19 protein-coding genes are annotated in these 20,370 nt (G+C 57.8%); 5 read left to right on the plus strand and 14 right to left on the minus strand.

Annotated features, from left to right (window positions below; translation table 11 throughout):
* Positions 1-81: 81 nt before the first annotated feature.
* Entirely contained in the window at positions 82-816 is a 735-nt protein-coding gene (locus tag AC2FEB_RS15860) for a class I SAM-dependent methyltransferase (protein ID WP_117872983.1), read from the minus strand.
* A 61-nt stretch (positions 817-877) separates the two neighbouring features.
* Here AC2FEB_RS15860 and gloB point away from each other — a divergent pair, with 61 nt between their 5' ends.
* From gloB to AC2FEB_RS15875, 3 genes are all read left to right on the plus strand, one after another.
* On the plus strand, positions 878-1,645 hold the full coding sequence (gloB, locus tag AC2FEB_RS15865; RefSeq protein WP_496674203.1) for a hydroxyacylglutathione hydrolase: 768 nt from the start codon (positions 878-880) through the stop codon (positions 1,643-1,645).
* 174 nt (positions 1,646-1,819) lie between these two features.
* Entirely contained in the window at positions 1,820-4,144 is a 2,325-nt protein-coding gene (clpA, locus tag AC2FEB_RS15870) for an ATP-dependent Clp protease ATP-binding subunit ClpA (RefSeq protein ID WP_496674200.1), read from the plus strand.
* 137 nt (positions 4,145-4,281) lie between these two features.
* Positions 4,282-5,169, plus strand: coding sequence for a YHYH protein (locus AC2FEB_RS15875; protein ID WP_496674197.1), 888 nt, complete (start codon positions 4,282-4,284; stop codon positions 5,167-5,169).
* Between the two features lie 49 nt (positions 5,170-5,218).
* On the opposite strand, the gene AC2FEB_RS15880 is transcribed toward AC2FEB_RS15875, so the two are convergent.
* The 3 genes from AC2FEB_RS15880 to AC2FEB_RS15890 form a co-directional block, all read right to left on the minus strand.
* A complete protein-coding gene (locus AC2FEB_RS15880; RefSeq protein ID WP_496674194.1) occupies positions 5,219-6,961 on the minus strand; it encodes a peptidoglycan -binding protein in 1,743 nt (580 codons plus the stop codon).
* 3 nt (positions 6,962-6,964) lie between these two features.
* Complete coding sequence (locus AC2FEB_RS15885; RefSeq protein ID WP_117872478.1) at positions 6,965-8,143, minus strand: biopolymer transporter ExbB; 1,179 nt, start codon at positions 8,141-8,143, stop codon at positions 6,965-6,967.
* A 69-nt stretch (positions 8,144-8,212) separates the two neighbouring features.
* Entirely contained in the window at positions 8,213-8,743 is a 531-nt protein-coding gene (locus tag AC2FEB_RS15890; RefSeq protein WP_496674190.1) for a gamma-glutamylcyclotransferase, read from the minus strand.
* Positions 8,744-8,810: 67 nt separating this feature from the next.
* Here AC2FEB_RS15890 and AC2FEB_RS15895 point away from each other — a divergent pair, with 67 nt between their 5' ends.
* Complete coding sequence (locus AC2FEB_RS15895; protein ID WP_496674187.1) at positions 8,811-9,809, plus strand: DUF2125 domain-containing protein; 999 nt, start codon at positions 8,811-8,813, stop codon at positions 9,807-9,809.
* Here the strand turns inward: AC2FEB_RS15895 and AC2FEB_RS15900 are convergent.
* From AC2FEB_RS15900 to AC2FEB_RS15915, 4 genes are all read right to left on the minus strand, one after another.
* Positions 9,806-10,639, minus strand: coding sequence for an extensin-like domain-containing protein (locus AC2FEB_RS15900; RefSeq protein ID WP_496674184.1), 834 nt, complete (start codon positions 10,637-10,639; stop codon positions 9,806-9,808). The two genes, AC2FEB_RS15895 and AC2FEB_RS15900, sit on opposite strands and share 4 nt — an antisense overlap.
* Positions 10,636-11,556, minus strand: a complete 921-nt coding sequence (locus tag AC2FEB_RS15905; protein WP_496674182.1) for a prephenate/arogenate dehydrogenase family protein — start codon at positions 11,554-11,556, stop codon at positions 10,636-10,638. The genes AC2FEB_RS15900 and AC2FEB_RS15905 overlap by 4 nt, the downstream gene beginning before the upstream one ends.
* Positions 11,553-12,638: a histidinol-phosphate transaminase gene (gene hisC, locus AC2FEB_RS15910; RefSeq protein ID WP_496674179.1), complete on the minus strand. Its 1,086-nt coding sequence runs from the start codon at positions 12,636-12,638 to the stop codon at positions 11,553-11,555. The genes AC2FEB_RS15905 and hisC overlap by 4 nt, the downstream gene beginning before the upstream one ends.
* Positions 12,639-12,702: 64 nt before the next feature.
* Entirely contained in the window at positions 12,703-14,118 is a 1,416-nt protein-coding gene (locus tag AC2FEB_RS15915; RefSeq protein ID WP_496674176.1) for an aminotransferase class V-fold PLP-dependent enzyme, read from the minus strand.
* Between the two features lie 102 nt (positions 14,119-14,220).
* Between AC2FEB_RS15915 and AC2FEB_RS15920 the strand changes: the two genes are divergently transcribed.
* A complete protein-coding gene (locus AC2FEB_RS15920) occupies positions 14,221-14,682 on the plus strand; it encodes an Lrp/AsnC family transcriptional regulator (protein WP_117872462.1) in 462 nt (153 codons plus the stop codon).
* A 126-nt stretch (positions 14,683-14,808) separates the two neighbouring features.
* Here the strand turns inward: AC2FEB_RS15920 and rpsD are convergent, their stop codons facing one another.
* The 6 genes from rpsD to ugpA form a co-directional block, all read right to left on the minus strand.
* Complete coding sequence (rpsD, locus tag AC2FEB_RS15925) at positions 14,809-15,429, minus strand: 30S ribosomal protein S4 (RefSeq protein WP_117872460.1); 621 nt, start codon at positions 15,427-15,429, stop codon at positions 14,809-14,811.
* A 240-nt stretch (positions 15,430-15,669) separates the two neighbouring features.
* Positions 15,670-16,119 (minus strand): hypothetical protein, encoded by a 450-nt coding sequence (locus AC2FEB_RS15930; RefSeq protein WP_496674172.1) that lies wholly within the window; start codon positions 16,117-16,119, stop codon positions 15,670-15,672.
* Positions 16,120-16,624: 505 nt separating this feature from the next.
* Positions 16,625-17,572, minus strand: coding sequence for a glycerophosphodiester phosphodiesterase family protein (locus tag AC2FEB_RS15935; protein ID WP_496674169.1), 948 nt, complete (start codon positions 17,570-17,572; stop codon positions 16,625-16,627).
* Complete coding sequence (locus AC2FEB_RS15940) at positions 17,572-18,627, minus strand: sn-glycerol-3-phosphate import ATP-binding protein UgpC (RefSeq protein ID WP_496674166.1); 1,056 nt, start codon at positions 18,625-18,627, stop codon at positions 17,572-17,574. Before AC2FEB_RS15940 ends, AC2FEB_RS15935 begins: the two co-directional genes overlap by 1 nt.
* A gap of 3 nt (positions 18,628-18,630) precedes the next feature.
* Positions 18,631-19,467, minus strand: a complete 837-nt coding sequence (gene ugpE, locus AC2FEB_RS15945) for a sn-glycerol-3-phosphate ABC transporter permease UgpE (protein ID WP_117872982.1) — start codon at positions 19,465-19,467, stop codon at positions 18,631-18,633.
* Positions 19,468-19,487: 20 nt separating this feature from the next.
* Entirely contained in the window at positions 19,488-20,369 is an 882-nt protein-coding gene (gene ugpA / locus AC2FEB_RS15950) for a sn-glycerol-3-phosphate ABC transporter permease UgpA (RefSeq protein WP_117872451.1), read from the minus strand.
* Position 20,370: the final 1 nt, after the last annotated feature.

The following is a 20,370-nucleotide window of genomic DNA, read 5'->3' on the forward strand; positions in this document are numbered from 1 at the left end:
AAAAATGTTACGAATATGCAAGTTTTTGCGATTCCTGTGACTTTTTTTCCTCTACTTTTCGCACCTAAAAGCCCGCGATTGTCACGCGGGCTTTAGCAAACCGTCAAGCGCCTTGATCGGTTTTTTGACCGCATCCTTGGTCACGCTGCCGCTGGGCGGCCGAATATGTTTGCTGACTTCGACCATCAGCACCCCCCCTGCCATCACCGTCGGAATCCGCTGGCCGGTCTTTTCGATCAGGCTGCCGGATTTCAACCAGAATCGCCGAAATGACGGAGGCATGTACAAAGCCGAACAATGCGCCTCGGGCAGGAAGTGATGTTCCTTTAGCTGGTTTTCCAGCTGAGTTGCAGAGTATGGGCGTCCAAACCCGAACGGGGTCTTGTCCGACCGTGACCACAGACCCGCCCGGTTGGGAACGATGAAGACGGCCCGGCCACCAGGGCCCAGCACGCGCCAGCATTCGTCAAGCAACTGATTTGGCCGTTCCGACGTTTCCAGCCCATGCATCACCACAAGCTTGTCCACGTGGCCGGTCTCGATTGGCCAGAGGGTTTCTTCGGTCAGGACCGAGACATTGGGCATCCCCGCCGGCCATGGCATGACGCCCTGTGGTCCAGGCATCAGCCCGATGACCCGGCGCGCATCCGACAGATAGGGGCGCAGCAAAGGCACGGCGAAACCGAATCCTGCCACTGTCTGGCCCTTTGCTTCGGGCCATAGCTCGATCAGACGCCCGCGAATAGCCGCCTGCGCCGCACGACCCAGTGTGCTGCGGTAATAGAAGTTCCTCAGATCCTGTACATCAAGATGCATTGCGGACACCCGGTCAATCGGCTTAGCTGGGCGCAGTCTAGCAATGAAAGGGCAAAAGGCCATGCCTCTTGAAATCGTTACAATCCCGTGCCTGAGCGACAATTACGCCTTTCTGGCGCATGACGCCGTCACTGGCCAGACCGCCCTGATCGACGCGCCCGAGGCCGGACCGATCCTGAAGGCGCTGGATGACCGGGGATGGACACTGTCACATGTGCTGTTGACCCATCACCACTGGGATCATGTAGACGGGCTGGCGGAAATATTGGCCAAACAGCCGGCAAAGGTCATCGGGGCCGCTGCTGACGCAAATCGCCTGCCGCCGCTGGATCAGCAGGTCACCGAGGGAGACAGTTTCGAGATTGGCGGCGAATCCGTTCAGGTGCTGGACGTTTCCGGGCACACGGACGGTCATATCGCATTCTTCATGCCGCAGAGTTCTGCCGTGTTCACCGCCGACAGCCTTATGGCGCTGGGTTGTGGGCGCCTGTTCGAGGGCACGCCCGCACAAATGTGGGCCTCTCTGAACAAGCTGGCCGCCCTGCCGGACGACACTTTGGTCTGTTCAGGGCATGAATATACACAATCCAACGCCAAATTCGCGATTACCGTCGATCCCGACAACCAAGCCTTAAAAGATCGCATTGCTGACATCGACCGCGCGCGTGCTGCCGGAAAAGCCACTGTCCCTACCATTCTGGCCCTGGAAAAGGCCACAAATCCGTTCCTGAGGACCGCCGATCCGGCGATTCAGACGAAATTGGGCATGGTTGGAGCCGACCCTGAGGCCGTTTTTGCACAAATTCGGGGTAGAAAAGACCGGTTCTGATGCCTATTTCCCCTTCTTCAGAGCCACGGTCACAACAAATGTGACTGTCAAGTGAAAGAAAACCCTTGAAGCCGGGCCACGATCAACCAAACTCTAGTAGTATGAGGACATGGTTGGGATGGGGTTCCGGCCAAGAAACCGCCCCCTCCTGACCCAAGACAGAGGAGCACCCGCGTGCCTTCATTCTCGAGCACATTGGAACAAGCCATCCACGCGGCCCTGGCGGCTGCGAATGAACGGCGCCATGAATTCGCAACGCTGGAGCATTTGCTGCTGGCGCTCTTGGAAGAACCCGATGCAGTACGCGTCATGAAGGCGTGCAGTGTCGATCTGGACGAATTGCGCAGCACTTTGGTGGAGTTCATCGACGAAGACCTTTCGAATCTGGTCACAGATATCGACGGGTCCGAAGCCGTACCCACCGCAGCGTTCCAGCGCGTCATTCAGCGCGCTGCGATCCACGTACAAAGCTCGGGTCGGACCGAAGTGACCGGCGCCAACGTACTGGTCGCCATTTTCGCCGAACGCGAAAGCAATGCCGCCTATTTCCTTCAGGAACAGGACATGACCCGTTACGACGCGGTCAATTTCATCGCGCATGGCGTTGCCAAAGATCCGGCCTACGGCGAAAGCCGATCGGTATCCGGTGCGGATCAGGTGGAAGAAGACGCCCAGACCACATCCGGTGAGACCGAACAGAAAGAAAGCGCGCTTGGAAAATACTGCGTGGATCTGAACGCAAAGGCTCGAGCTGGCGATGTCGATCCGCTGATCGGACGCTCGGATGAGGTGGAACGCTGCATCCAGGTGCTGTGCCGCCGCCGCAAGAACAACCCATTGCTGGTGGGTGATCCGGGTGTAGGCAAGACCGCCATCGCAGAAGGCCTTGCGCACAAGATCGTCGGTGGCGAAGCCCCTGACGTGCTGGCAAACACCACGATCTATTCGCTGGACATGGGTGCGCTGCTGGCCGGAACCCGCTATCGCGGTGATTTCGAAGAACGCCTGAAAGCAGTTGTAACCGAGTTGGAGGATCACCCTGACGCGGTACTGTTCATCGACGAGATCCATACCGTGATCGGTGCCGGAGCAACCTCGGGCGGTGCGATGGATGCCTCGAACCTGCTGAAGCCTGCGCTTCAGGGCGGCAAGCTGCGCACCATGGGCTCGACCACCTACAAGGAGTTCCGTCAACACTTCGAAAAGGACCGCGCGCTGAGCCGCCGGTTCCAGAAGATCGACGTGAACGAGCCTTCGGTGGAAGACAGCGTAAAGATATTGCGCGGGCTGAAGCCCTATTTCGAAGAGCATCACGACATTAAATACACCGCCGATGCCATCAAGACGGCGGTCGAGCTGTCGGCGCGTTACATCAACGACCGCAAACTGCCCGACAAGGCCATCGACGTGATCGATGAGGCCGGCGCGGCGCAGCATCTGGTTGCGGAAAGCAAGCGGCGCAAGACCATCGGTGTCAAAGAGATCGAGGCGGTTGTCGCCAAGATCGCGCGTATTCCACCCAAAAACGTTACCAAGGATGATGCGTTGGTGCTGAAAGACCTCGAAGCATCGCTGAAACGGGTGGTGTTTGGCCAGAACCTGGCCATCGAGGCGCTGTCCAGCGCGATCAAACTGGCCCGTGCCGGTCTGCGCGAACCTGAGAAACCGATCGGCAACTACCTGTTCGCTGGTCCTACCGGGGTCGGTAAAACCGAGGTGGCGAAACAGCTGGCGGATACGCTGGGTGTGGAGCTTCTTCGGTTCGACATGTCGGAATACATGGAGAAGCACGCGGTCAGTCGCCTGATCGGTGCCCCTCCGGGCTATGTCGGATTCGATCAGGGTGGTTTGCTGACCGACGGTGTCGACCAGCATCCGCACTGCGTATTGCTGCTGGACGAGATCGAAAAGGCCCACCCGGACGTGTTCAACATCCTGCTGCAGGTGATGGACCATGGCGAGCTGACCGATCACAACGGTCGCACTGTGAACTTCCGCAACGTGGTGCTGATCATGACCTCGAACGCGGGCGCGCAGGAGCAGGCCAAGGCCGCCATCGGCTTCGGTCGTGATCGGCGCGAAGGCGAAGACACGGCCGCGATCGAGCGCATGTTTACACCGGAGTTCCGGAACCGTCTGGACGCCGTGATCTCATTCGCACCGCTGCCGAAAGAGGTCATTTTGCAGGTGGTCGAGAAATTCGTCCTACAGCTTGAGGCGCAACTGCTGGATCGCGGCGTGAGCATCGATCTGACGCCCAAAGCCGCCGAATGGCTGGCCGACAAGGGATATGACGACAAGATGGGTGCACGCCCGCTGGGACGTGTCATTCAGGAACACATCAAGAAGCCTCTGGCCGAGGAGTTGCTTTTCGGCAAACTGGCCAAGGGCGGTGTGGTCCGTGTCTCGGTCAAGAAGGGCGAACTGGATCTTGAAATTCTTGGGCCGGACCAACGGCGCATTTCAGGAGACAAACCACCTCTGTTGACGGCAGACTGAGCCGAAAGCAGATCATTCTTTCAAAGCCCGGCGATCCCCATCGCCGGGCTTTTTCAGCTCTGGCAGTAAAAAAGCGACGGAACCAGGCTTCTGCTGCGTGTCATCTTTAATGATCAGCACAAGACAGGGGTCGGCACGTGAGCAAAATTTCTATCTTTTGGGGCACCGCCTTTGCCCTTTCCGCCGTGGCTGCGGTGGCAACTGCACAGCACAGGTTTCGCTATCACGACGAAACGACCGCAGAACCGCTGAGGTTGGTGCCCGCAACCGAAAACCCCGGAACAAGCAGCGCCTCGTTGAAAGAACGAAGCGGAAAAATCAAAGTGACGGGCAATGGCATTCCTGATCATCTGGTTGGTCCGTTTCCAAACCAAGGCAATCCGCACCAGATCGAACAGCAGAAGGTTAGGTTGAAATTGCCCGCGAAACCCATAGCCAAAGGCGCAATCACGCCGTTGCAAATGGGTTGGAACTTTGGCGTGTCACTCAATGGGGTTGTGTTTGACCCGCTGGCGGCCGAGTTCTGGCATGGCGACCCCCGCTCCGGGTGGTCCTACAACGCGTTGGGAGGTGCCATTTCTTTGGGGCTGGACGCCAACCATGCCCACGTACAGCCAAACGGAAAGTATCACTATCACGGTGTACCGACAGGGCAGGTCGAACTTCTGGGATGGTCACCGTCCGAGCACTCACCGTTGATCGGCTACGCCGCAGATGGCTTCCCTATCTATGCTGTGACCGGTGTTGTTGGGGGCAAAGTGACCGAAATGACGTCGTCCTATCGTCTGAAATCCGGTAACCGTCCGGGTGGCAATGCACCGGACGGGCGACATGACGGCACCTTCAACGAGGATTACGCTTATGTTCAGGGTCACGGCAACTTGGACCAATGCAACGGCGCCTTTACCGTTTCAGCAGAATACCCGTCAGGAACCTATGCGTATTTTCTGACCGAGGATTACCCGGTGGTGCCCCGATGCTTCGTGGGCACACCAGATCAAAGCTTTCGCTTCGGCAGACGATAATCGGTTTGCCCCAGTCACGCGGATTACCCGGGCAAGAGCAAGGATTTTGCTATCTTTCCGTGAGTTTCAACTCGATCCGGCGGTTCTGTGCCCGTGCCTCGGGTGTGTCAGCCGGGTTGACCGGCTGGAATTCACCAAACCCGTTTGCCGCCAGGCGGTTGGGTGGAATGCCCAACGCGTCGACCATATAGCGCACAACAGACAACGCGCGACCTTGGCTGAGTTCCCAATTGTCCCGGTATCGGCCCGAACCAGTCAGCGGAACGTTGTCGGTATGACCGTCGACCCGGATCACCCAATTCAGACCAGGCGGGATTTCGGCGGCGACACTGCGTAGGATATTGGCGACCTTGGCAACCTCCTGCCGCCCTTCTGCGGACAGCACCGCTGATCCCGTCGGAAACAAAACTTCGGACGAGAACACAAAGCGATCACCTTCGATCCGCACGCCTTCCTGTTCGCCAAGGACATCCCGCAGACGTCCGAAGAATTCCGAGCGATAGCGTTGCAGGTCTTCCGCCTGGGCGGCAAGTTCTTCGTTCTGGCCAGCCAGGGCCTCGGCCTCGGCCTCAATGCGCAGGCGTTCCGCTTCTTCCAGCAAGCGCCGCCTGCGTTCTTCAGATGCGGCCCGCGCCAATGCAGCGTTCAGGTCCTGTCCCAGCGTTTGTATCTGCACCTCGGCAGCAGCGTTTCGGTCTTCGAAATCGTCCAGCAAAGCCTGCAACGACCCCAACTGCCCGCGCAGGGCTGCAATCTGCTGGTTCAGCAGGGCCGCCTCACGTTGTGCCTCGGCAGAGATTTCTTTCTCCTCCGACAAGGTCGACTCGGCCAGAGCCAGCAAAGCTTGCCTCTGTTCGGCCAGAGTGCGTTGCTCATCAGCATCCGCCTGCGCTTGCGTTTGCGCCTCAAAGGCGGCTTCAAGCTGGGCTCGCAATTCATCAGGGTTTACGTCTCCGAACTGTCGCTCAAGTTCGGCCCGTGCGGCTTGCGCGGCAGCCAGAAGAGTCAATGTATCTTCGGCCTCTTTGCGTTGCGACTCCAGCGCCAGGGTCATGGCCGTCAGCTCGGCATCTGCATCCTGAAGGCGGTTTCGCAATGCCTCAGCAGCAGCAGCTTCGGCCAGACGGGCGGCTTCCTCATCGCTCAGTTGCTGTTCAAGGGCCGTGATTTCCGCGGCACGCTCTTCGCCGCTTTGCTCCAGATCGGCCACCAGTGCTTCCAGCGCCTCGCGGCGGGCGGCAGCCAAACGGGCAGCTTCGGTCTGCGCATCAATTTCGTCCCGACTTTGTGCAAGGGCGAGGTTCAGCGCCTCTTGCTCTGTCAGCAATTGCTCGCGCTGTGTCTCAAGCGCGGCAATGTCGCCCAAAGCCTGTTCCTGTTCGGCAAGCAGAGCGGCAACCTGTGCTTCGAAATTCGTGATACGGGTCTGCGCCTGATCCAGCGCGGCGGCCTGACGGTCGCGTTCGGTACTCAGCGAAGCGATCAGTGACTGCGCTTGCGCCAGATCGTCTTCGGCCTGCGACAGTGTCGTGTTCAACGCACCCAGCCTTGCCTGCAAGCGACTGTTTTCACGTTCTTCCAAACCCAGCGCGCCCGCAAGCGCTGCAACTTCGTCTGCCAATGTCGTCAGTTCGTCTTCCTGCCCCGAGATGGTTTCGCGCAACACGAACTGAATTACCATGAAGATGGTCAAAACGAAGGTCAGCACCATCAACAGCCCCGTCATCGCGTCCACGAAACCGGGCCAGACCGAGCCCTGGAATCGTTGTCCGGTGCGGCGGGACAGCGCCATGGCTTATTCTCCTTCCGGCGTGGTGCGCACGGCACCCCGCGGCAGGGTCAGAGCTTTGACCAGCAGCTCGATATCCTTGCGGAATTCGTTCATGCTTTCCTGCCGACCCGCCGAAATCTCTTCAAGAATACGTAGCAGTTGCACATCCATCGAGCGCAGGCGCATCCGGCTTTCGGCATCGATGCCATCGCCTGCGCCATGATCGCGCATGTGATCCAACAGGGCGTCCTGCCCAAGCGCCACACGTTCTAAAGCAGAAGTGACACTTTCGGTATTGGCCTGGCGATTGTTCATCTCACCGATGACATCGACCAGTTGCCCTAATTTGGCCGAAACCTCCGCCCTTTCACTTTCCTGAGCCGCAAACAGATGCTGTAACGCATCCATCTGCTCTGACATGGCATCCAGCACAGGGGTCAGTACGGCGATCTCTGCCCCGCCCTCTTCGCCACCTGCAAATCCAACGCGGGTGATCGACGACAGCCACTCCTCTAGTTCGCGATAGAACCGGTTCTGACCGTGCCCGGCAAAGACCTCGAGCAGACCAACGACAAGAGACCCCGCCAGACCCAGCAAAGACGATCCGAACGCGACGCCCATTCCTTGCAGCTGTGCCTCGAGCCCCGTCATCAGGCGATTGAAAACAGCCAGACCCTCCTCGCCTTCCTGCGGGTTCAGGCTGCGGATGGTGTCAACAATGGCCGGAACGGTTGTCGCCAGACCAAAGAATGTACCCAGTAGACCCAGATAAATCAGCACGTTGGTGATATAACGTGTGATTTCCCGTTCTTCTTCGACCCGCTCTGCCACGGAATCCAGAATAGACCGGGTAGAGGTGGAGCTGATCTGCGAGCGCGCGCCTCGCTCGCGCAGCAGCGAAGCCAAAGGCGCCAGCAACTGTGGTGTTCGAGCATCTTCGCGAACAACACCGCCAACAAAGGCTTCGATCCAACGCACGGACCCGATCAGCTGTGTAACCTGATAAAAACAGGCGAAGACGCCGATAAAGAACACAATCAGGATGAAGCCATTCAGATACGGATTGGCATAAAAAACCGGCAATACGTATGGAAGCGCCAGAAACACCCCCAGCCCGGACAGGCCGATCGCCATCAACATCAACAGAATTTGTCGAATTGGATGCGAGAAATGAGGTCTCGCGCCCTGATGTGCCTGCGCCATGCGCGTGGTTCCCGATTTTTGCCTGCTTTGCGTCGAATCTAGCGACATTCCGCTCGCGACGCCAAGAGTTTATGCGGTGATACTGCGGACCCGTTGCGCCAACCACTCAAGATCGTGATCACGCAGGCCGATCTCGGCCAGATGTTCGGCAGTGTTGTAGAGGTATTCGTCATTCGGACCACGCCCGCCGACCGCATGTGCGATGATCCGGGCCTGTTCCTCCAACGCCATCCCACCGCAATACTGGACGTGGTCGGCATCGATCACATAGGTCACGGCATTTTCGATGTCTCCGCTTTCCAGATGCACATCCAACATACGTTCGACATAAGCCGATGAAATCAACTCGCGCTCGCGCAGCTCTTGCAGCGTTCGGTCTTCGTGACCCGCCTCGACCGCAAGGGCCAAACCCGTGCAACTCGCGTTCTCCTGTTCGTCCAGTGCCAGCACCAGACCGGGTTTTTCCTCTGTCCCGCGGTGGTGGATCGAACTCATGCAAAAGGACCGGGCAAACCCGTGCAGCGTCGCGCGTTCACTGCGCGCCACCGGAAAGCCCGGATTCCACAGCAGCGATCCATATCCGAAAACCCACATCGTCATTGCACTGGTCCTTGCCTGTTTCGGCCTATAAACATCAATTCCAAGGCAGGAAAAAGGGCCATTTCGGATGCGTCTGATACGAGTGTTGATTTTTGTTACCATTGCGTGGAGCGCATATTGGTTCGTGGCCGGGTATGGCCTGCGCTCTGCGATCACTGGCTGGTTCGACCAGCAGGAGGCACGCGGCTGGCAGGCGGATTTCTCGGATGTCGCAACGGCCGGGTATCCAACCCACCACATGACCCGTCTGAACAATCCGGCGTTGGCCGACCCGGTAAATGGCACTGCATGGAGCGCGGACTGGATCGAATTCAAAAGCCCCGCCATCTGGCCCGGTCGTCAGGTATTGCGCTTCGCAGACACGCCGCAACGCCTGTCATACTTCGACCAGACATCAACAATTGTGGCTGACGAATTGCTTGCCGAGCTGCAATTGCAGCCGGGCGTCTCGCTCGTGCTGGAAAAAATGGCTTTGACGGCGGGGGCATGGTCGGTAACGGAAAACACCACCACGCTGGCCTCCGGAGACACGCTGAGCCTGATCATGGAACAAACGCCAGTTTCAGAAGCCTATGCCATCACAGCCCGCGCGGATGGGTTCACACCGGGGGAAAAACTGCGGGCCCTGATGCATTCCGCCAATTCGTTACCACAAAGCTTTGAAACGCTGGAACTGGATATGGTCACCACTTTCGACAAGGTTTGGGACCGGTCCGCCCTGGAAGACAGCCGACCGCAGCCTGTCGCCATTGATCTGCGTCTGGTCGAGATCAAATGGGGTGAGTTGCGCCTGTTTGCGACCGGCGATCTGGATGTGGACGCACAAGGCATCCCGACCGGAGAGATCGCCGTCAAAGCCGAAAACTGGCGCGACATGATCGCCATGGCAAATGCGGCGGGCGCCCTGCCCGATCAGGCGGTGAATCCCGTTACCCGGGCACTGAACTTTTTGGCGGGGCTGGGCGGCAACCCCAACGCCTTGGACCTGCAACTGAACTTTCGGGATGGTTTCGTGGCACTGGGGCCATTGCCTCTGGGCCCCGCCCCGCGCCTGATCCTGCGTTAACGGCAGTAGGGTCCGCTGCGGTAGCGGGCCGTATCAAGGTGAAAGTGGTCCTTGTGATAACGATCTGAATTTGGCCCCAGCACGGTGCCGAACGGGCCGCACGCCCCGCGCCAGATCTTCTTGAGCTGTTTCTGAGACGGGTTCTTGCGCCACCCGTTCAGGACGGTCACCACCTCACCGTCGGCCATTTTGAAACCTGAGATATCGATCGCACGCCCCTTGCCATGTTCGGATATCTTCGCGCCTTTGCGGTTGTTGCGGGTTCGGCAGGCATAATGGGCTGCGACTTGCAATTCGACCACAGGGCCCCGGCGTTTGAAGGTGGGTTTGACGGTCTTGTCGACCCACTTGTTCAACGCACTGGCGGTGCCACAATCCATAGTCGAGGGACGGCTGAGCATCACACCCGAAACCGAGGTGATCTGCACCGCATCCTTGACACCGCAGGCTGAATTCTTGCTGCCCACACGGCCAACAGGCTTGCCTTGAATGGCAATATCCCCGCAAACAGACCCTTTGCGCAGCTTGCTCCTTTTGAACAATACCTGCTGTTCGACCGACTCGGGTCGCAAATAAGGCATCAAGGACGTGTCCGGTCCCAGAAGTGGCAGTTCCGACGGGCGCGCCGCTGCAGCCGTGACTTGCGGCGAAACCGGGCGCGAAACCGGGCGCCGTTTGGCGACTTCAAAGGCGATAGGCGTGCTGGCAGCCTGCTGAACAAGCGAGGGACGCATGAGAGGCACCAAAGACTGGTCAAGGGGCGCTGCCTGAACCGTCGCAGCACCCAAAGCTGCGACCCCGATCAGAATATGCCCCCAGCGCACTCTCATGAACTTGCCTTCCCCCGCCCAAAGTCCGGTGCATCCGTGTCCTGCCCCGCGTCGATAATGCCGCGACGAATAGCACGGGTGCGGGTGAAGTAGTCAAACAAATGATCACCGTCCCCGGTACGGATGGCGCGTTGCAGGGCAAAAAGCTCTTCTGTGAACCGGCCCAGGATTTCCAGCGTGGCATCCTTGTTGGACAGGAACACATCCCGCCACATGGTCGGGTCGGACGCGGCAATCCGGGTGAAGTCCCGGAAGCCGGCGGCCGAATACTTGATGACTTCGCTATCGGTCACCCGTCGCAGATCGTCGGCCACGCCAACCATCGTGTATGCAATCAGGTGTGGCGCATGAGAGGTTACGGCAAGGACCAGATCATGGTGATCCGCATCCATTTCATCAACATATGACCCCATGCCCTCCCAAAGCGCGCGCAGGCGGGCAATGGCATCCGGGTCCGAACCCTCGACCGGGACCAACAGACACCAGCGATTGTCAAACAGCTCGGCAAACCCAGACTCAGGGCCGGAATGCTCGGTCCCAGCCAAGGGGTGCGCGGGTATGAAGTGCACGCCGTCGGGGATATGCGGTTGCACCGCCCGAATGACGTCCCGCTTGACCGAGCCCACATCCGAAACGGTCGCACCGGGCTTCAGCACAGGTGCAATCTCTTTTGCAACTGCGCCCATAGCCCCCACAGGCACACACAGGACAACAAGATCGGCACCTTCGACCGCATCGCGTGCCGAGTCGCAAACACGGTCACACAATCCGATCCTGCGTGCTGTTTCTCGGGTCTCCTTTGACCGGGCATAACCCGTCACTTCCCCGGCCAGACCCGCACGTTTTATCGCCCAGAACATGGACGAAGCAATCAGCCCCAGCCCGATCAGCGCAACGCGGTCGTAAATCTGGCTCATGCTGCGCCCTCTTTGAATGCAGTGATCGCCGCAACCACACGGCGGCACGCTTCTTCGTCGCCCACGGTGATCCGCAAGGCGTTCGGCAGGTTGTAGCCTGCAACCCGGCGGACAATCAAACCCTGCGTTTTCAGGTAGTCATCGCAGGCCTCGGCTTCGGCCTGATCGGCAAAACGTGTAAGAATGAAGTTGGTACAGGACGGATCCGACGGAACACCGACTTTTGCCAACTCATCCGCCAGCCATACACGCAAGTGCGCATTCTCGGATTGGCAGAAAGAGAGAAACTCGACATCGTTCACCGCGGCTTCAGCTGCTGCCAAGGCTGTCAGCGACAGGTTGAACGGCTGGCGCACCCGGTTCAGCACGTCGATGATCGGTTGATGCGCATAGCCCCAGCCGACACGCATACCGCCCAGCCCGTACACTTTTGAGAAGGTGCGCGTCATGATCACATTCTCATGGGCGTCAACCAGCGACGCCCCGCCATCGAACCCGTCGACAAATTCGGCATAAGCGCCATCCAGAACCATCAGGCAAGTGTTGGGCAGACCCAGCGCCAAACGTTCCAGTTCGTCGTTCGAGATCATGGTCGAGGTTGGATTGCCGGGATTGGTGACAAACACGATCCGCGTCTGCCCCGTCACAGCGGCAAGAATAGCCGCCACATCCACTTTGCGGTCACGCTCGGCCACCATGACCGGCGTCGCACCGGCCATACGCGCGATGATCGGGTACATGGAAAACCCGTGCTCGGTATAGATCACCTCGTCCCCCGGCCCCGCATAGGCCTGAGCGACGAATTGCAAAACCTCGTCGCTGCCGACACCGCAGATGATCCGCGCAGGGTCCAGTCCGTGGCGTACGCCGATCGCCTCGCGCAGGCTTGCATGGTCGGTGCCGGGATAACGGTGCAGGGTGGCAGCGCTGTCGCGCACTGCCTCAATCGCTTTGGGGCTTGGTCCGAACGGGTTCTCGTTCGAGCTCAGCTTGATCACGTGCTCCACACCGGCCACATGCGACTGGCCGCCCTGATACAGCGCGATGTCCATAATGCCGGGTTGTGGGGTGATTTTGGTCATGAGAGGCTCCGTTGAATGGGCCTCTCATACCTGTCTCAACGGGTTGAGAAAAGCGACAATTCCCTCATGCGGCTTTGAAGCGCGCGGTTGTCGGGTCGGCGTTGTAGTATGGCGCGAACTCCTCGGTCCGGTGTGACAGGTCATTGACGCTGTCGATGATGAACCGAACCGTTTCCTCGCTCATCAGATACGAGAAATTCAGTCGCACCCAACCGGGCTTTTTCATTTCTTCCCCTGCGGACAAGGCAGCGTGCAGCGCCTCTGACGTTGCCTGATCAATCCCCAGCAAGCGGTGGGCATAGGGTCCTGCACAGGCACAGCCGCCCCGCACCTGAATGCCGTAGATATCGCTGAGCATCCGCGTGAACAACTGCTGATGCACAGGCTGACCCGCATTGCCGCGCACCAGGAAAGAGAAGATCGGCAGACGATGCGCGCTCTCGACCCCAAGCAGGGTGAGGTTCGGGTTGTTCTTCCACCCGTCCAGCGCCATTTGATTGTACTGCACCTCACGCCGGGCGATTTCGTCCGTTCCGACGACATCCTTGACGATGAAGGCCAGCGCCGCACGAATGTCTCCGATCACGTTGGGTGTCCCGGCCTCTTCCCGTGTGGCCAGATCGGCACTGTAGTCATGCCGCCACGGTGATACGAAGCTGACGGTTCCACCGCCCGGCCAGCTAGGACAGGTCCGTTTCACGGCAGATTGGTTCACAACCAAAACGCCTGACGCGCCCGGGCCACCGGGAAACTTGTGCGGCGAAACCACGATCGCATCCTTGCGGGCACCTTCGGGCCCCATGTCCATCGGCAGGTAAGGCCCGCCACCGGCATAGTCCCAAACGGCCAAAGCACCATGCGCCTTGAGCATTCGCGTGACCGGATCAGGATCGGTGATAATACCAGTCACGTTGGACGCGGCGGAAAATGATCCGACCACCAAATCGGCATCCGCATGGGCCTCCAGCGCGGCTTTCAGCGCATGTAGGTCCACACCACCACCCTCGGCCTCGGGAATCTCGATGACACGTGCTTTGCTTTCGCGCCACGGCAGAATATTCGAATGATGCTCATACGGACCGATTAAGACAATCGGTTGGTCAGCCTCTGCCACCCCTAGCAGGCTGACCAACCGATTGAGCCCCGCAGTGGCGCCAGACCCGGCAAAGATCACCGCGTCCTCTTCCCGAGCACCAACAATGCGGGCTATTTCTGCCCGCGCTTCGCGGCGCAGACGTGTCATGTAGGATCCGCAGTAGGAGGCCTCGGTGTGACTGTTTGCGTAAAACGGCAAAACATCCTGCGCCACAAAATCCTCGACCTGCCGCAATGCGCGGCCCGAAGCGACGTAATCCGCATAGACAAGCGGCACGTCTCCATGCAGACCCGGGATCAGAACGTTCTCGCCGATCAGCCCATCGCGCAGATTTGAATTGTGAGTGGTGGAACAGAGTTCCGCACGAAATTTGGACAGGGTCATTATGTTGGCTCCTTACTGCCCTACCAATGTGATATTTTCGAGCCGCAAAAACTTCACCTATCTTTGCGTAGATTTTAAAAATTTTGTGTCATATGATCAATTATGACATCAAAATTAGATCAAATTGACACGCGCATTCTGAAAGAACTACAAAAGGACGCCACTCTGTCGCAGCGGGAATTGGCGGATCGTGTGGGACTTTCTCAAAACGCTTGCTGGCGGCGCTTGAAGGCCCTGAACGAAAACGGCGTTCTGATCGGGTCCACGGCCCGCATCGCACGTGAGAAACTGGGTTTGAGCCTTGTGGTCTTTGTCATGCTCCGCACACGACATCATTCCGCTCAGTGGCTTCAAGCGTTTCGGAGCCACGTTCTGACGATCCCGGAAGTCGTGGATTTTCATCGGATCGGAGGAGATTACGACTATCAGTTGAAAGTCGTAACACAGGATATGACATCTTATGACAAGGTCTATCAGCGATTGATCGAAAAGGTCGAGCTGGACAGCGTGACATCGTATTTCGCAATGGAAGCGATTGCCGAAGGCAGACCCCTGCCGATCTGACCCGCACCTTATCTGGCCAATAACCCTCAGGGAAGGCGCGGGCCGTTGCGATGGAGGCAGAGTCCCCATCAAACAAAAAAGACCGCGCAAAAAGCGCGGCCTTTCGGAATTCGGGTGCTGCGAAGATTAGTTCTTGGCGTAGAATTCGACGACCAGGTTCGGTTCCATCATGACCGGGTACGGCACGTCGCCCAGCGACGGAGCGCGCACGAAAGTCGCGGTCATTTTCGAGTGGTCGGCGTCAATGTAGTCAGGAACGTCGCGCTCAGCCAACGCGGCAGCTTCGAGGACAACAGCCAGTTGCTTGGACTTGTCGCGCACCTCGATCACGTCGCCTTCTTTGACGCGGTAGGACGGGATGTTGACCCGCTTGCCGTTCACTTTGACGTGGCCGTGGTTCACGAACTGGCGCGCGGCAAAGACGGTTGCAACGAACTTGGCGCGGTAAACAACGGCGTCCAGACGGCGCTCCAGCAGGCCGATCAGGTTTTCACCGGTGTCGCCCTTCACACGCTCGGCTTCGGCGTAGATGCGGCGGAACTGCTTCTCGGTCAGGTCGCCATAATAGCCTTTCAGCTTCTGCTTGGCGCGCAACTGCAGACCGAAGTCCGACAGTTTGCCCTTGCGGCGCTGGCCGTGCTGGCCGGGGCCGTATTCACGACGGTTGACCGGGGATTTCGGACGACCCCAGATGTTTTCGCCCATCCGGCGGTCGATTTTGTACTTGGCAGACGTGCGTTTGGTCACGGCTGATCTCCTTCGTTTTGTCGAAGCCCTAACGGGCCACTATGAAGGGCGTTGTCCTCTTGAGGTTTCCCCCATGACAGGCATCCCCTTGCGGGGGCCACCAACACCAATGAAGCCGCGCTTATAGCCGCAATGCCGTCGGTGTCAACACAGCATTCAGCAAAGTTCAGAAAATCGATCAGGGCAGACAGACATCGGGACCGACGCAGCGTCGAATCCGCGTAGCGCTGCCTTGAAACTCTAATTTGAGATCGGGAAAGAGACTACTGTCGCGTCACTTTTCAATGGCGGGTTCGGGATCGCCGCAAGCTCTGCCACTTCGACAATCCAGAACTCTTCATCCCGTGGCGGGCAAGCGCCGTCAAACACGAGAGTCCGCGACGTATCCTTGCCATCGACAACAAGCCTGGCAGAGAACTTCTGCGCACCGTTGGTAAAGGTAAGAATGCCTGACACAAGGCCTGAAACCTCACGGACAATTGGAAAGTGGCTGTTCACGTGGGTCGCAACGCCCCCGGCATTCCCCATTTTTCCAATGCTTTGCTCCACAGCCTCGCTCAGGACGATTGCTTGTCCACGCCATGACCATGATGCTCCGATCATCAAAGAGGAAAGGGGCGCATCTTCAAGCCCGTCAATTTCCGTCTGACACCAGGAAATAGCTATTTGACCGTTTGTTCCGGCTCTCATCTGCCCACTCGCACTTACTACCACCCCAACACTTAACTTTACCCTTATCAGCACAAATTCCGGCGGAAAAGAGACGGAACTGCAGCAATCACAAGATTGTTGTTAATGTGACTCAGCATTTGGCGCCATCCGTCAGGCTTTACGGCCAGTCGATGACGGTTGTGGCCAGCGCGATTGCCGAGCCTCGATGCCAGAAATACCTAACGGCATTGAGAATATTGGTACGCAGGTATCAATTATTCTTCATCGACCGAAGGCGCAGAACACGGTCCCGACAACCGCAAGCAGAATGCTCAGAGCAGTGAGGTCAGCGTTTGGGCATTCGTTCCGGAATTCCGGACTTCCGTCAACCGCGCCCAAGAACGGTTTCCTGAGAATAGGCTCTCATTGGGTCATGCCGTAAAAACATGCTGGTCCTGTGCGTCAACGGGCTGAAGGGCCTTTGTTTGAGGCAATTTTCAAATGGCGAAAGAAATTCATCCACGTCACCCTCAGGGCGCCGGGATCACCGATGCCCTACGCGCCAACCGAAGCCAGAGTCCGACAGTTGTCTTTGAACCCGCCCGGGGTAGTCGGATACGATTGCGTCCACGCGCAGATCTATCATCCTGCCTATCTCTTCGTGTTCATTGACCGTCCACACGGCGACGCACAAGCCCAACTCTTTTGCTCGCGTCACGTTTTCAGTCGTCACATCCGCAAAATATGGGCACCAAAGCGAACCGCCAGCTTGCTTTACCAAGTCTGGAATCTCGTCGCGGCGACCACGAAAGTCCGGGCAAACGGATTTTGAGGAATCTTCACCAACATCGTCGGCGTTTTCCGGAAGTTGCGTCAGATAGGATGACGGCATATCCGGAGCTTGCCGCTGACATTCCTCCAAGAGATTCCAATCGAAACTGTGCAGGACCGCGCGCGAAGATAAAACTTTGCCGCGAACGTCCTGAAGAACTCTCCCGACGAATTTCTCCCTGTATAGCGCATCATGGGCCAGGTCGGGATCCGACTTCAGTTCGAGCATCAGATAGGCATCACTGTTTTTTGGGTCATCGACCAAATCGAGCAGATCCAACAGCTTTGGAACACGGACGCCATCTATTTGGGCCTGGTCCGGGAAGCGTTGGCCATAGGCGGATTGCCCGTCCAAACGCCCGATATCAAATTGCCGGAGTTGCTCGTAAGTCAGTGCGGAAACTTTCGGCTCTTCTCCGATCAGAAACAGGCCATTGGAATCGCGAAAGCTCGCTGCGTGCAGGCGATGATTGTGCGTTATGACCGGCACATTATCGGCAGTCAGAACAACGTCAAACTCAAGAAGCGGGACACCAATGGAGAGCGCAAAGTCGAAGCCCACCATGCTGTTTTCAGGTAACACACCTCGTGCCCCCCGATGGCCAACAACCCGGATCAGGTTTTCACCGCCACGAAAGGCTTCAACCTGCTGAAACAACATCAGCCTTCCAGCCTTTTGCCCGTCACGTGGTCAAACAAATGCATGTTCTCTGGTGCGACCGAGAACTGCATAACCGGGTGGCGTCCCTCGATCGGGTGGACGCCGGGAAGGCTCGCCGTGATCGCGCTTGCAGTGCCAGATAAGTGACCGTGCAGCAACGTATTGGCCCCAAGCGGTTCAGCTATCTGAATCGCCGCTTCAAGTGGGCCATTGTCATTCAACACCAGATGCTCTGGTCTTATGCCAAGCTTCACGGCGCTGTCTGCACCCTGAGAGGGTCCGACTTCGATTTCTCCGATCTTGATGGTCCCGTTTTCGCGCCGCGCTTCAAAAATGTTCATCGCCGGGCTGCCGATGAATTGCGCGGCGAACAGCGTATGCGGGGTTTCATAGACTTCCAGCGGCGTGCCGATCTGCTCGGCAATACCGCCATTCATCACGATCATTCTGTCGGCCATTGTCATTGCTTCGACCTGGTCGTGCGTAACGTAAAGTGACGTGATCCCCAGCTTTTCCTGAAGCTCGCGTATTTCCAGACGCATCTGAACACGAAGCTTGGCGTCGAGGTTCGAGAGCGGTTCGTCAAACAGGAAAACTGCAGGCTCGCGGACAATGGCCCGCCCCATCGCCACCCTCTGACGCTGACCGCCTGATAACTGCCTGGGTTTGCGATCCAGCAAAGGTTCGAGCTGCAACAGTTTTGCCGCCTGGGTCACCTTTTGATCGATCTGAGCCTTGGGCAATCCAGCGATCTTCAGGCCATATCCCATGTTCTGACGCACGGACATGTGCGGATAGAGCGCGTAGTTCTGGAACACCATCGCAATGTCGCGATCCATCGGCTCTTTGTCATTGGCGCGCTCACCGCCGATCCAGATTTCCCCGGACGTGACCGTTTCCAGCCCCGCCACCATCCGCAACAACGTAGATTTACCACAGCCTGACGGGCCGACGATCACGATGAACTCTCCATCGGCGATATCGACATCAACACCGTGGATCACATCCGTCGGGCCAAAGCTCTTTTTGACATTCTCTAAGGTAACTGTTGCCATTTCTTACTTCTCACTATCGACAAGGCCTCGGACAAAGAGCTTTTGCATCGAAACCACCACAATGACCGGCGGGATCATCGCCAGAATGGACGTCGCCATGATCGTCGGCCAATGCGCAAAGTCGTCGCCGGACGGAAACATCTGTTTGATACCCATCACGATGGTATTCATCTCGGGATCAGTCGTGATCAGCAGCGGCCAAAGGTACTGGTTCCAGCCATAGATAAACAGGATCACGAACAGCGCCGCGATGTTTGTACGGCTCATCGGCACCACAATATCAATAAAGAATCGCATCGGGCGGGCCCCGTCCACCCGGGCGGCTTCGGCCAGTTCATCCGGGATCGTCAAAAAAAACTGACGGAACAGGAAGGTTGCCGTGGCCGAGGCGATCAGGGGAAAGATCAGCCCGTAATAGCTGTTGAGCATACCGAATCCGGCAACAACTTCGAACGTCGGAACGATGCGGACTTCGACCGGCAGCATGAGCGTCAGGAAGATCAACCAAAAGAACGTCGTTCGCCCTGGAAACCGAAAATAAACGATTGCAAAAGCCGACAGCAACGAGATGGCGATTTTTCCCACTGCAATACCAATCGCCATCACCAGACTGTTGAACAGCATCGTTGCCACGGGCACGTTTACCCCCGAGAACAGCGCCGCTTTGTAGTTCACCCAGAACTGATCGCCGGGCACGACTGGCATTGGCGGTGAGACGATCTCGGCCTGGGTCACGGTCGAGGCCACAAAGGCAAGCCATATGGGGAAAAATATGATCAGGACACCGAGGATCATCAAAGCATGGGACAACCAGATGCCCGCGCCGCGTTTTTCGACCATTCCGTGTTGTTGGGCCGCCATCAGTAATGCACCCGCTTTTCCACGTATTTGAACTGGATGACCGTCAACAGACCAACGACGATCAACAGGATGACCGATTGCGCCGAAGACGAGCCGAGGTCCTGTCCCACAAACCCATCGGAGAAAACCTTGTAGACAAGGATTGTCGTCGATTGTTGCGGCCCGCCACCGGTGATTGTGTGGATCACGCCAAAGGTTTCGAAAAAGGCATAAACGACGTTCACCACCAGCAAGAAGAACGCCGTCGGCGACAGCAACGGCAGCACGATCGTAAAGAACCGGCGCCAGAAATGCGCGCCGTCAATCGCCGCCGCCTCGATCACGGATCTAGGAACGGATTGCAGGGCAGCGAAAAAGAACAGGAAGTTATAGCTTATGCGCCCCCAGGCGGAGGCAACGACCACCAGCCCCATAGCTTCGGTGCCGTTCAGAACGTGGTTCCAGTCATAACCAAGCTGGCTGAGATACCATGACACGACGCCGACGCGCGTGTTGAACATGAACAGCCACAAAACACCCGCAACGGCAGGAGCGACAGCGTAGGGCCAGATCAGCAAAGTCCGATAGACCCCGGACCCTTTGATCAATCGATCCGCAATGACCGCAAGAAACAAGGCAGGGATCATCGAGCACAGCGTAACCAGCGTGGAAAACACTGCCGTTGTCACGAAAGAGGCGCGATAAAACTTGTCACTCAGTAGGAATTCAAAGTTGCCCAGCCCCACGAACTGGGACGACAACCCGAACGGATCAGGTATGAACAGTGACTGCCATATGGCCTGACCGGCGGGATAGAAGAAAAAGACGGCGGAAATGATGACCTGAGGGGCAATCAGAGCCAATGGCAACAGCCAGCCGCGAAAGGTGACGCGTTTTTCCATC

Source organism: Ruegeria sp. YTSC106 (assembly GCF_059609765.1).